The organism is Streptomyces sp. NPDC041784 (assembly GCF_055591025.1).
Genome location: NZ_JBVJAB010000013.1, coordinates 1 through 14318, shown reverse-complemented (window position 1 = coordinate 14318; position 14318 = coordinate 1). Strand labels below are relative to the sequence as shown.

General features: G+C 69.2%; 9 protein-coding genes. 5 read left to right on the top strand and 4 right to left on the bottom strand.

The genetic code is table 11. The features are described 5' to 3' along the window. Positions 1-178 precede the first annotated feature (178 nt). Both ACZ6D7_RS26555 and ACZ6D7_RS26550 read right to left on the bottom strand, forming a co-directional pair. Complete coding sequence (locus ACZ6D7_RS26555; RefSeq protein ID WP_469495577.1) at positions 179-799, bottom strand: hypothetical protein; 621 nt, start codon at positions 797-799, stop codon at positions 179-181. Between the two features lie 407 nt (positions 800-1206). Continuing rightward, a complete protein-coding gene (locus ACZ6D7_RS26550; RefSeq protein ID WP_469495574.1) occupies positions 1207-1362 on the bottom strand; it encodes a hypothetical protein in 156 nt (51 codons plus the stop codon). Between the two features lie 399 nt (positions 1363-1761). On the opposite strand from ACZ6D7_RS26550, the gene ACZ6D7_RS26545 reads away from it, so the two are divergent. Then, positions 1762-1932 (top strand): hypothetical protein, encoded by a 171-nt coding sequence (locus ACZ6D7_RS26545; RefSeq protein WP_469495571.1) that lies wholly within the window; start codon positions 1762-1764, stop codon positions 1930-1932. A gap of 173 nt (positions 1933-2105) precedes the next feature. Here the strand turns inward: ACZ6D7_RS26545 and ACZ6D7_RS26540 are convergent, their stop codons facing one another. Next, positions 2106-5834: an nSTAND1 domain-containing NTPase gene (locus ACZ6D7_RS26540; RefSeq protein ID WP_469495568.1), complete on the bottom strand. Its 3729-nt coding sequence runs from the start codon at positions 5832-5834 to the stop codon at positions 2106-2108. 722 nt (positions 5835-6556) lie between these two features. Between ACZ6D7_RS26540 and ACZ6D7_RS26535 the strand changes: the two genes are divergently transcribed. Continuing rightward, a complete protein-coding gene (locus tag ACZ6D7_RS26535) occupies positions 6557-7828 on the top strand; it encodes an acyltransferase family protein (RefSeq protein ID WP_469495565.1) in 1272 nt (423 codons plus the stop codon). A gap of 418 nt (positions 7829-8246) precedes the next feature. On the opposite strand, the gene ACZ6D7_RS26530 is transcribed toward ACZ6D7_RS26535, so the two are convergent. Continuing rightward, positions 8247-10145 (bottom strand): galactose oxidase-like domain-containing protein, encoded by a 1899-nt coding sequence (locus ACZ6D7_RS26530; protein WP_469495562.1) that lies wholly within the window; start codon positions 10143-10145, stop codon positions 8247-8249. Positions 10146-10568: 423 nt separating this feature from the next. Between ACZ6D7_RS26530 and ACZ6D7_RS26525 the strand changes: the two genes are divergently transcribed. From ACZ6D7_RS26525 to ACZ6D7_RS26515, 3 genes are all read left to right on the top strand, one after another. Beyond that, positions 10569-12839 carry a Dyp-type peroxidase gene (locus tag ACZ6D7_RS26525; RefSeq protein ID WP_469495559.1) on the top strand — a complete coding sequence of 757 codons (2271 nt, stop codon included), beginning with the start codon at positions 10569-10571 and terminating at the stop codon, positions 12837-12839. A 613-nt stretch (positions 12840-13452) separates the two neighbouring features. Further along, complete coding sequence (locus tag ACZ6D7_RS26520; RefSeq protein ID WP_469495556.1) at positions 13453-13749, top strand: hypothetical protein; 297 nt, start codon at positions 13453-13455, stop codon at positions 13747-13749. Positions 13750-13845: 96 nt separating this feature from the next. Then, positions 13846-14318: IS701 family transposase (locus tag ACZ6D7_RS26515; protein ID WP_469495552.1), on the top strand; the 473-nt coding region annotated here is incomplete at its 3' end.

The following is a 14318-nucleotide window of genomic DNA, read 5'->3' as shown; positions in this document are numbered from 1 at the left end:
CTGCGCCACGTCCGGTTCTGGACCAGGTTCCTGACCGCAGTCGCTCAGCCCACCGCACCGCTCGGCAGCGGCCGCAGCAGCGGTGCTCGAGGACAGGATCGCCCGCAGCAGGCGGGAACACGGCTTCACCTGCAAGAACCGGGAAGGCTTCGACGCTCCCCTCGCCTGAGGGCAGAGGTCAGGCCGGCTGGTCCTGCGCCTGGTCCTCGGCCCGCGGCGGAGCTTCGGGGGAGGTGTAGAAGACGGACGAGCCCTGCTTGGTGCGTTGGGCGTGGTTCTTGGCGACCAGCCCTTCGAGGGTGGTGCGCACGACGGTCGTCTTGATGCCGCGCTCGGGATGCTGCTGTCCCAGCGACTGGGCGACCTCTGCTGCGGAGCGTGGTTCGCTCTGGCCTGCCAGGTGCTCGCGGACCAGGGAGACCAGCGAGGGCGGAGCCGGCTCGGCGGGCGTCGTGCGGGGCGTCCTCTGCTTGCCGGCCGGCTTGCCGGCCGCTGTGGCGGACTTCTTGGCCTTCGTCTGCTTGGCCGTGCCCGCCGTGGTCGCAGCCTTCTTGCGGGCAGCGGGCACCTTCGCAACAGGCTCGGCAATAGGCGCGGCGGGGGAGGAGACGGAGCCGAGTGCCTGCTGGAGGTTCAGCAGCACCGTCCGGTCCTTCTCCAGAGCGTCCAACTGGCCCTGCAGCACGGCGATCTCACCGGCGAGGCGTTCCCGCTCCTTGAGATTGTGCTCCAGGTCACCGGCCACCTGAGCTGCGTACTGGGAGGTCACCCCGTTTGTTTCGGTCGTGGTGTCAGACATGATCCTCACGCTCCTTCATGGACCTCGCAGGCCCGCGCCCGGACTCGGATGCGGACTCTTCCAACTGCCGCTGCGTCCGTCAGTGGTTACTGCTGCTCTTTCGTGTCCTAGTGATACTACGGATGCGGGATGCGGCATTCCTCATCCGCAAGGCTGGGAACAGGTGGTCGGTCAGCACCGGTGCCTGTCTGCGCTGCAGATGGTTCGGTGAGGCCTTTCCGTAGCCGCCTGCCAGAACACCTCGTCGGTTCCCTGTTGGTGCTGCCAGGAACTGAGGACGCGAACGCCGACCAGCCGGTCGAGGAGTTCCGCGGTCTGCCGAGACGAGTGCCCACACAGGCGTGCGACGACGTCCATATCGGCCGCGCAGCCGGCCGCGATGGTGTGTGCCGCCGGCACGAGTGCGGTCAGCCGCTCGGCTGGTGCAGCTGCCGCGGATACGACCAGCAGGGCAGGCCGTAGCGCCCAGTGGGCGGCGTACCGACGGGCGGTGCGCCCCGGGGCTCGATCCAGTCGCCCGGGACGAGTTCCTGCCACACCTCGCCGCGCCGGTGCAGGCGCATGCCGCGCAGCAGGCGGCCGGCAGGCGGACCTCGCTGCCCGCGTTCACGCGGAGGGCGCACTGCATGGCGTGGCGCACTGCAGGGCCGGCAGCCGGGCCGCAGAGGACCTGATACTCGGCAGGCGCGGACGCGAGGTGGGCGAGTGTCTCTCCCACACCCGCTGGGGCTTGTCCCGAATGCGCGGTGTCCTGCAACGACGTACCGCCGTCGCGGGCCGTTCGGGGCTGAGCATGGTGTCCGGCACCACGGCGGCGTTGCGGGTCGCTGCCGCGCAAACGGCGCAGGTGTCGGCCAGCCGCCATGCGCGGCCGCTGCGATCGCGGGTGGGAGTGAGCAGCACCGGCCCGCCGAAGCCCTGGTGGCGCGGATGCCATGTGCAGCCGCGCTCCCGGCACGCGCATGTGCGCACAACCGACAACCTCCCCCGACCATGACCTTGGCGGCACCGACTTCGCCCAGCGCGACCCCGAACGCGCCACCCGCCGGGCCCTCAACCAGCTCAACCAGCTCGACCAGGTCAACCAGCCCGGCTATACCGTCACCCTCAACCCGAGGGAGAACGCCACCTGACTGGCAACCCCGGACACCCGACACCCGGACCCTCCACGGCCGCCGGGCACCCACCCTGCCCACACCCACCCTGCCCACACCCACCCTGGCCAGTCCCTATTGACGCGTCAGAGGCTCCACCAGGGTCGGCTCCTGGGGCCGGTGTTCGCATTGCGTGGTGATGCAGTGAGGCCCTATCGCGCGGCCGTCTGGCAGCCGGTTTGAGTGGACTGGTCGTGCAGGTAGCGGGACTGTTCCAGAGGGGTGAGAGCGGTGTCGATGGCCTCGCAAATGGTGCGGATCGCGCGGGCCGGGTCGGGCAACTCGACGTTCCACAGCCCGACGGAGCCGCCCGTGCTGATCGCCAGGGTTTGTCCGTCCGGGCTGAACGCCACTGCTGCGAGCGAGCGGGTCGGCAGGGTGATTCTGGCCTGGCTGGTGGCGAGGTCCCACAGCTGGACTCCTCTTACGCTGCTTGCGGCCAGGGTGCGTCCATCGGAGCTGAAAGCCAGCGACCCCACCTCACCGCTGACACTGAAGCTGTCTTGGAGCTGACCGTTGCCCGCATCCCACGTCTTCACGACTCCGTTGCTGCTGCTCGCGGTGGCCAGGGTGTGCCCGTCCGGGCTGAACGCGAGGGACAGCGGGCTCCGGGCGCCCGGCTTGATGGTGCGCTGTGTGCGGCCGGTTGCGGCGTCGAACAGCGTGACCTGTTCGTCGCCGGCCTCGACGGTCGCGACGGCGAGTGTGCGGCCGTCCGGGGTGAACGCCAGCGCCCTGACGGGTCGGCCGTGGCCGGTGCCGGCGTTGTGCAGGGCGCCGGTTGAAAGGTGCCAGATGTGCACCGATTCCCCCCTGCCGACGATGGCGAGCCGTGTCCCGTCGGGGCTGAAGGCCGCCGTCTGAACGGCGCCCAGGGCACGGCTTTGGCGTAGGCGGCCCGTGGCAACGTCACGGACCTCGATCACCCTGTTCTTGACGGCCCAGGCAGCCAGGGCGCGCCCGGTCGGGCTGAACCCCACGGCCCGGAGGCGGGAATCCGTGACGGGCAGCTGCTTTCCCCGGAGTGCTGGGTCGGTGTCGAGTACCTGTGCGGCTTCGGGATCACCGGTCCTGGCATCCCAGAGCTGTACCGACCCACGGCCGGCGGGCGGCCCTTGGTGAACCGTGGACACCGTCCGTCCGTCCGGGCTGAATGCCAGGTCGGTGAGGTACGTGCCGGCATGGCCTGGCAGAGTGGTCTGCGGGTGATCTGCGGATAGGCGGTGGACGCGGACGGTGGGGTCCGAGTTGCTGCTGGTGACCAGGGTGCGGCCGTCCGCGCTGAGGGCCACGTTCATGGCTCCCAGCCCGTGGTGACCGGCGGTCACGGTGGCCCGCGCTGTGCCGGAGGCGGTGTCCCAGAGGCGCACTGCGTCCCCAGGGCCCGGGATGGCGAGAGTCCGCCCGTCCGGGGCGAAGGCCACCTTGCTCAACTCGACGGGACCGTCTCCCAGGGTGCGCCGGACGACGCCAGTGGCCACCTCACGCAGTTGCACCGAACCGTCGGCGCGGACGATCGCGTATGTCCGGCCGTCCGGGCTGAAGCCCACCGCATGGCCCTCGATGTGGCTGTCGTGGGTGGTCCGGGTACGGCCGGTGGCCACGTCCCACACCCGCACCACTCCGTTGCGGTCTACCGCGGCGACGGTACGTCCGTCAGGGCCGAAGGCGACCGCCCGCGGGTCGGGGTGGCCCCTGAAGCTGTGACGCCGGCCGGTGGCCACGTCCCACACCCGTACAGCCGCCGGGGAGGAGGCCGCCACCTTACGACCGTCAGGGCTGAAGGCCATCCCGCGTACCGAGCCGTCGGGGATGGTGAAGGATCTGAGCTTCCTGCCGGTGACCGGATCCCACAGGCCTATCTGCGCGCCGGTGCCACTGGCCGTAGCGACGGCGAGGGTACGTCCGTCTGGGCTGAACGCGGCGACATCGCCGGTGTTGTGGCCGGTGAACGTGTGTCGGAGCCGGCCTTCGGGCAGATCCCAGATCCGCACCTTGCCGTCTCCACTGTGGGCGGCGAGGGTGTGTCCGTCCGGGCTGAGGGCGATGGAATCCACGGGCTTGGTGCCGCTGATCAGGCGTTTGCGCAGCGGTAGCGCCGCGGCAGCATACAGGGCGGCGGCGGCTTCGCGGGTCGGGCTGGTTCGGTAGGCGTGGACGGCGAGCAGTGAGGCGAGGTCGGGCTCGGAGTCCAGCAATGCACCGGATTGGGCGGCCAGTTGGCGGGACTGGGCCAGATGCTGGGCGGTGACCGCGCTCTGCCACTGCCCCACGGCGAGGCCGGCGGCGACGAGGGCGAGGCACAGGGCGGCGGTGACCGCGGTGAGCACCAGCCGGTACCGGCGACGGCCCTTCCGCTCGTGGTCGAGGCCGGCGTCGAGGAAGGCATGCTCCAGGTCGGTCAGGTCCTCGCGCGGTGCGCCGCCGAAGTGCTCCTGGGCGGCGGCGAGCCGGCTTCCCCGGAACAAAGCGCCCTGTTCGCGGCCCAGTTCCCGCCAGGCGTTTGCCGCTTCGGTCAGGTTCCGGTGCACACGGAGGCGTTCGCGGTCTTCCTCGATCCACCCGCGCAGCCGGGGCCAGCCCGTGATCAGGGCCTCGTGGGCCATCTCGACCGTGTCGCCGTCCAGGGTGAGCAGCCGCGACCCGGCGAGCGCCTCCACCACCTGGGCGGTGTCATCCCGGCCGGTGCCGGGCAGTTCCGCGCGCTCGACGGGGCGACGGGTGTCGGGGGTGCCGTCACCGGGGGCGACCATGCGCAGCAACACCCGGCGGGCGGCAGATGCCTGGTCCTCGGTGAACCGGCCGTAGACCTTCTCGGCGGTCTTGGCGATCGCGCCGTCCAGGCAACCGGCCGCCTCGTACCCCGCCATGGTCAGTGTCTTGCCACGGCGGCGGTGCCAGGTCTCCAGCAACGCGTGGGACAGCAGCGGCAGCCCGCCCGGCGCGTCGGCGACCTCCTCGACCAGCCGGGTGGTGAGGGCGCGTTCCACGGTCAGCCCGGCGGCCGTGGCCGGCTTGACGACGGCGTCGCGCAGTTCCGCCTGGCTCATCGTTGCGGCCAGGAGGTTGGCATCGCGCAGTGCGTCGGCCAGCTCGCGGTGCTCGGCGCAGCGGCCGTAGAAGTCGCCGCGCACCGCCAACAGCACCCGCAGGCGGCTCTCGGGCTGCCGGGCCGTCAGCAACAGATCGATGAAGCGAGCGCGCTCGGCCGCATCGTGGCAGAGGGTGAAGACCTCCTCGAACTGGTCGATGATCACGAACGTGTCCGCTCCGCCGCTGAGGACGCTGCGGTCGAGGGGAGTCGCGGGTGTGAGGACGGCTGCGTGGCTGCGGGCGGGGTGTGCGCCCGGTGTCAGGACCCGGATCGCGGCCGGGCGCAGGCCCGGCTCCTGCGTACGCCGGAGGACGGGTATCAGGCCGGCCCGGAGCAGGGAGGACTTGCCGCTGCCGGAGGGGCCGAAGACCGCGGCGAACCGTCGGCGGCGCAGCAGGTCGACCAGATCGGCGGTGAGCTGGTCCCGGCCGAAGAACAGGCCGCTGTCCCCGCTCTCGAACCGTGCCAGACCCCGGTACGGCGTGCGTGATCCGTCGTCGTCCCCAGAGCCCTCACCGGCGGACTCCTCCACCGCCTCCCTCCATCGGGCCTCCCATTCCGCCAAATCTCCACCGCACGCCCCCACATAGGCCAGGGCCACCGGCAGCGTCGGCAACTGGGCGCCCGCCGCTGCCTGCGACAGCGTGGTCACCGAGTAGCCCGCCCGCTGGGCCAGTGACCGGTAGGTGATCCCTTCCGCCTCCGCCCTCAGCTTGCGTAACTCGAACGCGAACCGCTGCACCGGACCCGCCGCCGGATCCACCGGCACCTCACGACGCCCCGCCACACCTTCACCCCCTCCGGCCGCCCCTGCATCACAGCGGGCAGCCGATCCATGCGCCTCTACGACACCCGAAAGACTCGCGCGCCCCGTTTCATTGTTCGGCCGCCAGAACGGTACTGCCGAACAATGCTCCAGCCGCTGGACTCGGTGATGTGAGCGGCGCGGGGGACCGCTCTGCGGGGAACTCCCTGCTGGTCGTTGGCGACTGGCAGGGGGCGTCCTGCAAGCGCACCCAGCGGGTCCACGTCGCCCCTGGGGAGTAGTCCCTGCAAGTCAGGACCGCACCGGAAGGAATGAAACAGTGCACAGGAACCGAGTCCGAGGCGGCCGGTGAGTGCCGGTGAGTGCCGGTGAGTATCTCGCCAAAGCCGCGGAGGCGAAGTTCCGCGGGCGCCAGGCAACCGGCACACGGGGGCACGGGGGCACGGGGGCACGGGGGCACGGGGGCACGGCCCATGGCGCGCTCTCTGCCGCAGCGCGAGTGATGGGTATGCTCGCCCCCTTCTCGGGGCTGGTCAGCCACTGAACATCACACGGGTGATCGCGGCGTAACCACCACATCAGGCGCGTCCTGCTGCCTTCCGCCGCCCTTCCGTCGCCCTGCGGCCGCACCTTCGTCGGCCGGATCGAAGGTTTGACGATCTCCCCCCGCCCGCTGCGGAGCACGCCGGCAACCGCCTCACGACAAGCCCAACGAACACCTCACCGAAGGACTTCGTCTACGCATGGAATCCCCACCCCTCGTCCTTGCTTCACCGAAACGCTCACTGTCCGTCACTTCACGATTACTGGCCATCATCGCGGCGGCCGGTCCGTCGCGGTTGGGTTGGCTGGACGCGTTGCGCGGCATCGCCGCCCTCGTCGTGGTGTTCGACCACTCCTCGTACACCTTCATGGCGGACTTCCGGCGGGAGTTGATGCCGCAGTTCAACACCAGCCGCTACGCCATCATGGTGTTCTTCCTGGTGAGCGGCTACATCATCCCCGCTTCGCTGGAGCGCCGGGGCTGCGTCAGGACGTTCTGGATCGGACGGATCTTCCGTGTGTACCCGCTGTGGGCAGCTGTCGTCACTGCGCTCCTTGCCGTCAACCTCTTGGGCATTGCGGAGATGCGTGACTTCGGTCAGCAGAACGCTGCCACCGTGGCTGTCGCCCACGCCACCATGCTCCAGGAGTTACTGGGGACACCCAATCTCCTGCTCGTCCTGTGGACGCTCTCGTACGAGATGTCCTTCTACCTTCTGGTCGTCGCTCTCTTCACGGTCCGCCTTCACCAGCAGTCTGCGGCGCTCGCCGTGATCTTGGCCGGGCTCGCCGCTGTGAGCGTGACGGCAGGGGTGGTGCTGCCGGCCTCTGCCCTGTCCGGCCTGGTCGGCACCGGCCCGCTGATCGCGTTCGCCTCGATCGCCATGGGGGTCGCCATCTGCTGTGCGAGCGCCAGGTCACCCGTGCTCCGGGGGTTCGGGGGTGTGTTGGGCGGGGTGCTGGCGCTCGTCCTGGTCCCGTTCAACGGCACGGTCCCGCTGTGGGAGGGTCTGGTGATCCTCGCCGTGATGTTCCTCGGCACCGCCGTCTACCGTGCCGAGAACGGTCAGGGCACCTGGCGCTATGCGGCCGGCACTGCCGTCATGGTGGTCGCCTGTGCCGTGGGGAGTGCGTACTGGTACGGCGACGATGGCCACTTCACACGGCGAGGCTGGATCGTCGCATTCCTGCTGGCTGTGCTCACGTTCGGCGCCGGACTGGCGTCGCGCCGCCGGCGCATACCGCGGATGCTGACCGGATTGGGAACGATCAGCTACTCGGTCTATCTGGTGCATCCGGTGCTGCTGGCGGTGATCGACAGCACGATGGGCCGGCGGCGGCAGGACAATCTCGTGCTCGAAGCGGCGTTCTTCACCGTGCTGCTGCCCCTGTGCCTGCTGACCTACCGCTGCATTGAAGTGCCGAGCCAGACCTGGGGCCGCAGGTTGGCACGCCGCGTGCAGCCACCGTGACGAGCGTCGTGGCGCACCGACTTCGCGGTGCCCTGCTGACGCGGGTGTACCCGACCTGGCCTGACCACCGGGCAGCGGCGTTCTTGGTCGGATGCGGCCGCCCCCGGGCAGTTCCTTCGTGGTGGCGGTGTGCGGGTCGGGCCACGCTGGCGCAGCCCTCGTCGTGCTGGTGCGCGACACGGCAGGGCGTGGTTCGTCCGCTGAATGCCGCCTGGCGTCGACCTGTCACACCCCCCGCACAACGCCCCGCACAACGCACCGTAGAACAGCCACGCCGACGAATTGCGATCCCTGCACTTGCGACTGGCAGAGCCACCGCTTCCCCGAACGAATGAAGCCCAGCTCAGAAGGCATCTGAGCCAGGCTTCAGCGGAGCCTCCCGCGGAATTCGCAGCAGGCCCGACAAGTCAGGCGGTCGCTACGGACGCAGGCTCGCCCCCAGGGTTTGGCCGCCCGAGGTCGGCTTGACCTGGACCCAGCCGGCGGTGCTGGGCACGCCCTCCTCGTTCAGGAGGAAGAGCATGTAGTAGCCGGGAGGGGCGGCATTGGCCGACGGCGGCGCCTGGAGTTCGAGGAAGCTGCCGCTGCGGCTCTTGATCCGCAGGTCGAGGTGGCGCTGGCTGGTATTGACCGAGTGGGTCGCGGTGGTCGGCGCCAGCAGGACGGCACGGGTGACGTCGGCGGCGGTGTTGCTGCTCACCGTGATCTTGTCGTTGTACCCGACGGACGGGTTGAACACAATGCCGAGGTGGGGGCGGCTGCCCTGCTGGAGGTAGGCCGGCTCGTAGATCTCGATGCTGCCGTTCATGTCGTCGGTGATGTCGGGGTCGTTGGCGAGCTGCTGGAGCTCGTCACCGGTGACCATCACCCGGCCGTCCGGGAGCACCACGGCGTTGGAGTGATAGCCGCGCGGCAGCCGCTGGGCCGGGCCGAGCCTCCAGTTGCCGTTCTCGTCACGCAGTTCGATCTGGCGGTACTTCAGGTCCGCGTTGGGGTTGTACGGGCCGTTGCCGTAGTCGCGGATGTCGAAGGCGCCGTTGACGGTCATCAGGGTGGCGTCCGGCATGAGCAGGGTGTCGTCCTGGGTGCGGCCGAACGCCCTCGCCTTCTCCTTGCTCCACTGGCCGCCGACCAGCTGATACGTGTTCGGGTCGTTCCGGTCCCCGCCGAGCACCACCACCGAGTCCGGGCCCTTGAAACCGGCCGGGAGCGGCACGGCCGAACCGTAGTTGCGCGGCATGTTGTCCGGACGGGGTGCCAGGTCCGTCCGGGTCTCGGCGGCGGTGTCGAACTTCCACTGCTGCTCGGGGTTCCGGCCCAGGCCGTAGATCTTGCCGTCCCGCAGTGAGAAGAGGTGCGGGTAGTCCCGCTTGAACGGGGCGTCGGCCTTGAACCGTTCCACCGCCCAGCCTTCCGGCTTGTCCGTCTTGGCCGTGGGTACGGGCTTGTTCAGGGCGGGAAAGCGCTCGACGATCGAGGTGGGGGTGCCCCAGCCGAGCTCCGACTGGCCGGACATGATCAGCTGCCGCCCGTCCGCGCCGGTCACCACCGACGGGTACCACCGGCCGACCGCCATGTCCTGGTTCTGGTACCACTTCTCCTCCCACGGGTCGAAGACGAGGGAGAGCTTCGCGCCGGTACCGCCGTTGCCGCCGAGGTTGCCGCCGAAGACGCCGAGCATCCCGTTGGGCAGGAAGGAGTGGCCGGCACAGAAGAACGGCGCGGGGCGGGGCTGGTTGAGCCCGTCCGGCATGTTGATCACGGGCGGCGTGACCTTGGTGAACGAGCTCGCGCCGGTGCCCTTGGCCGGATCCCACAGGTACGCGCGGCCCGCGTTCTCCTTGCCGATGGTGTCGGTCGGGGCCGGCTCCTTCTGGGGGTTGCTCTCGATGCGCTCGAAGGAGAACAGCAGCACCTTGCCGGTGGGCAGCATGGCGATGTGCGCGGCGAAGTCCGGGGACTGGAAGTACTCTCGGAACTTACCGGCGTCCAGCGCGTCGAAGTCCGCGTTGACCGTGGCCTGGGAGGCCGCGAGTGCCTTGAGCCGCTCGGTGCGGGTGGACTGCGGGTACTCGCCGACGGCCTTGATGGCCCTCCTGGTCATGGCGTGTTCCTCGGCGTGCTCCTTGCCGATGACCGTCGCCTCGTCCGGGTCGGCCTGCGCCCGGTCGGCCGAGGGGGCGTCACCGCCGTGCCCGTGGGCGGCGGCCGGGCCGGACGACAGCACGGTGAGTGTCAGCGCGGAGACGGCACACGCGGAGATCGCCGCGTACAGCATCCGTCTGGACGACGGACCGGGCAGGTTCCTGGGGGACATGGGACTCCTTGCGAGAGAGAGGGCAGGGCGCGCAGCGGTGGCGTCGCGGGCCGCGCCGTGTCACCGGTCCGATGGCAAGCACATGACGAGAGCGCATGACGAGAGCGCATGACGAGAGCGCATGACGAGTGCACATGACGCAGGCGTACGACATAGGCATCCGGCATAGGCACACGACGCAGGTAAGCGACTACTCACAGTGTTCACGTGCCGGACGGCCGATGTCGCGCGATGCCGGGCAGGCGGGTGACCTCTCGACGGCCAAGCGGGTCAGAACCCTTGCGGGACGGGGGTTCTGGGCTACGGCGCGGGATCGCGACGCGCAGCCGACTCGGAGATGCCCCGTCCTCACATCGATCACATAGCGTAGTTTTGTGATTACCATGATGATCCCATGGCATATGCGACCGTCAAGGAGAAAGCATGACGGAAGACCTCAAGCTGCGTCAGAGTGACGACATCCAGGGCGATGTGATCGCGGGCTTCAAGAAGGACCGCATGACGCTGCTCTTCCTCAAGTTCGAGGACCCGCCGCGGGCACGCACCTGGGTGAAACGGCTCGCCTCCCAGATCTCCACCACCAGACAGGTGGCCACCTTCAACGCGGCGTTCCGCAAGGCCAGACAGGCCACCGGCGGCGACGACCCGCAGACATTGAAGGCCACCTGGACGAACGTCAGCTTCACCTACGAGGGCCTGAAGGTCCTCATCGGCGGCAAGGACCCCCTGCCCTCGGTACGCAAGGGCGGCACCCTTGAGGCGTTCAAGGAGGGGTCCCACAAGCGCTCACTGGGCGACACCGGCGACAGCTCACCCGAGAACTGGCTGTTCGGGGACGGTAAGGGCCAGACCGTGCACGCCGTGATCACCGTCGCCTCCGACACCGCCGAGGGGCTCCAGGACGCGTTGACCGCCCAGCGCGAGGCAGCCGCTCAGGCCAAGATCGTGATCGTCTTCCAGCAGAACGGCGCCACGCTGCCGGGCGCCCGCCGCGGAAAGGAACACTTCGGCTTCAAGGACGGGGTCAGCGAGCCGGGGGTCATCGGCTTCGACGAGCCCGACCCGAAGCGGCCGGAGTACGTCAAGGACCACCCGGGCACCCGGCTGATCCCGCCTGGTGAGTTCGTGATCGGGCACGAGAGGGTCGGCGGGATTCCGTACGACGAGATGCCCGAGTGGGCCAACAACGGCAGCTTCCAGGTGGTGCGCCGGCTCGGTCAGGACGTCCCGGGCTGGTGGGCCCAGGTCACCGCGCAACTGAAGGTCCTGAGGAAGGCCAAGGTGGTGCCGGACGAGGCGACCGCCGAATGGCTGGCCGCCCGGCTGGTGGGCCGCTGGCGCTCGGGCACGCCCGTCGCCAAGTGCCCGCACGCCGACATGCCGGACAACGCCCTCGCGAGCCAGGACAACGACTTCGGCTACCGCAACGACCCCGAGGGGTTCATCACCCCGCTCTTCTCCCACCTGCGCAAGACCAATCCCCGGGACGGCCTGCAGGAGAAGCCCGGCGCGGACCCGTTCCCCGAGAACCCGGTCATGGACCGACGCCGGATCATCCGCCGCGGCGCCCCCTACGGCGCGCCCTTCGATCCGGCCTCGGACGGCCCCGGCGGCCCCGACCACCCGCGCGGACTGCTCTTCGTCTGCTACCAGTCCGACCTCGTCGAGCAGTTCGAGTTCATCCAGAAGAGCTGGATCAACAACGTCGACTTCCCGCCGAACCGCCCTGCGAAGCCCGGCCCCGACCCGATGGTCGGCCCCACGGGCAAGGTCGCCTTCGAGAGCCCCAACGCGACGACCGAGCTGAGCTTCCATCAGTTCGTCACCACCGAGGGCTCGGTCTACGCCTTCGTCCCCTCGCTCACCACACTGCGGCTGCTGGGCGACGGCCGCCTCACCGACAAGCTCCCGGACAACGTCCGGCCGACCGACGCCTTCCTGCCGATCCCCGATCGCCAACGGGACCAGGGCAAGAGCTGGTACTGGGCCTTCGGGACCGGCGGCGACGGAGCGGTCTGCCGCACCATCTCCATCGCCGACGGCGACGAGCACAAGGACGTCGTCGAGCGCCCCGACCGGCCCCTGTCCACCTGGCCGTGCTACGACGGCGTGTCGAAGGTGGACGCGATCCTGCCGGTGCCGGACGAGCAGCGTGTCAACGGCCGGAGCCGGTACTGGCTGTTCCACACCGTGGAAGGCCGCCAGGTCTACCGGCTGATCTCGGTCGCGGACGGAGCGGAGTCCGGGCTCGCCCCGGAGGCGGCAGCCGCCGTCGACCGGCCCGACCGGCCGATCTCGGCCTGGGCCTCGTTCAACGGAATCGCGCAGGTGGACGCCTTCCTGCCGGTGCCCGACATGCAGCGCCAGAATGGGAAGAGCTACTACTGGCTCTTCCACTCGTCCCTGGGGCAGCAGGTCTACCGGCTGATCTCGATCGCCGACGGCTCCGCACACAACGACGTCATCGAACGCGGCGACCGTTCGCTCAGCTTGTGGCAGTCACTGGCCGGCATCTCCCGCGTGGACGAGTTCCTCGCCGTGCCGGACATGCAACGCATCAACGGGCTGAGCCTGTTCTGGGTGTTCCACCAGCAGAAATACCGGATCATTTCCATCGCCGACGGCCACGGGCACAACGACCAGGTCGCGGTCGAGGACCGCCCGATCACCCTGTGGAAGTCCCTGACCGCCTGAGGCACGCCCCGCCGTCACACCCACTGAACACTGGATCCCAGCTCAGAAAGTGTCTGGGCTGGGATCCAGTGGAGCCGCCTTCGGGATTCGAACCCGAGGCCTACGCGTGAGGAGGGCCTGCATGATCGTGACGGCGGGTGCCGGCGCATGACGTGACATCCTGTTTTGCCAGGTCAGTGACTGCGGCCGCGATCCCCATGACCCTCAGCCCCCCATGACCCCCAGCCCCCCATGACCCCCAGCCGTTTGGGCAGTTGCCGGGGCTGCAGGCATGCCGGATCGTGGCCATCTCCGTGCCAAGGCGAATGAGTACGACCATGTCGCACCCGTCCACCATCACCCTCCACCCCGAACGCATCGCCCGGTCCATGGACCTCATCGCCTTCAACCCGCGAGGCCCCCTCGGCCGGTCCAGCAGATCATGTGATTACTAGGATCAAGGCATTGTCATCCCTCATGGTCAGGCTGGCGCAACGGGTGGATAGATACAGTGACAAGCGGTGCGGATCCGGCGCTTCCCGGAGTGGACGGCGAGCGGGGGCGTATGGGGAGCCGACGGCTGCATGGATGGCTCGGCGTGGTGGCGGGGCTGGCTCTCGCGGTGCTTACCGCCATGCTTCTGGGAAGGTCGTGGAACGCCTGCGACGTGGGAGTGAACAACGCGGCCAACGGCGGCTTCCTCCTCTTCCTCTTCATCCCGGGCCTCTGGGCGCTCCTGCTGCTGGTCTGGGTCGGGGTGGGCGTCCTCATCGGGAACCGGCCACTTCTCCATGCCTTCGCCCTCGCGGTGACGCTCCTCGCCGTTGTGTGGTGCGTCGTCTCGATCTTCTGGGACGGCGCCACCACCCCTTCCTGCCCCAGCGGCGTGCCCTCGTGGTGGCCGAGCTTCATGCCGGCCCCCGGATTCTGAGAGGACCCTTGGTGGAGGCGAATTGCCATGCAAGCCCTAGCTAGTAGGACTCAGTTAGGTCTGTCTCGCGGTCCTGTTTGGGGGCATGTTGGTGGTGTGGACGCACATGAAGTGAACCGTGCTCGGGCGAAGTTGGCGTTATTCGTGGCCGATGTGTTCGCGTCGGTGCCGCGCAAGGATCAGCGGGCGAAGGGGGACTGCTATCTGCGGGGGCTGATGCTGGACGGGCGGCGGAAGTCGATCCAGCCGATGGCGGAGCGGCTGCCGGACGGCAACGAGCAGAATTTGCAGCAGTTCGTGAACCAGTCGACGTGGGATCCGGTGCCGGTGCGGCGGCGGATCGCGGAGCGGATGGTGCCGCTGATCGGCCCGGATGCCTGGGCGGTCGATGATGTGTCGTTCCCCAAGGACGGGAAGATGTCGGTGGCGGTTGCGCACCAGTACTGCGGGGCGCTGGGCAAGCAGGCCAACTGTCAGGTCGCGGTGAGCGTGCACGCGGTCTCCGACACTGCCTCCTGTCCGCTGCAGTGGCGGTTGTTCGTGCCCGAGGAGTGGGCGCATGATGCGCC

Coding starts and splice junctions, on each gene's coding strand:
- ACZ6D7_RS26555 (WP_469495577.1), bottom strand. CDS start 799: ATGTCTGACACCACGACCGAAACAAACGGGGTGACCTCCCAGTACGCA.
- ACZ6D7_RS26550 (WP_469495574.1), bottom strand. CDS start 1,362: ATGCGCCTGCACCGGCGCGGCGAGGTGTGGCAGGAACTCGTCCCGGGC.
- ACZ6D7_RS26545 (WP_469495571.1), top strand. CDS start 1,762: ATGTGCGCACAACCGACAACCTCCCCCGACCATGACCTTGGCGGCACC.
- ACZ6D7_RS26535 (WP_469495565.1), top strand. CDS start 6,557: ATGGAATCCCCACCCCTCGTCCTTGCTTCACCGAAACGCTCACTGTCC.
- ACZ6D7_RS26530 (WP_469495562.1), bottom strand. CDS start 10,145: ATGTCCCCCAGGAACCTGCCCGGTCCGTCGTCCAGACGGATGCTGTAC.
- ACZ6D7_RS26525 (WP_469495559.1), top strand. CDS start 10,569: ATGACGGAAGACCTCAAGCTGCGTCAGAGTGACGACATCCAGGGCGAT.
- ACZ6D7_RS26520 (WP_469495556.1), top strand. CDS start 13,453: ATGCTTCTGGGAAGGTCGTGGAACGCCTGCGACGTGGGAGTGAACAAC.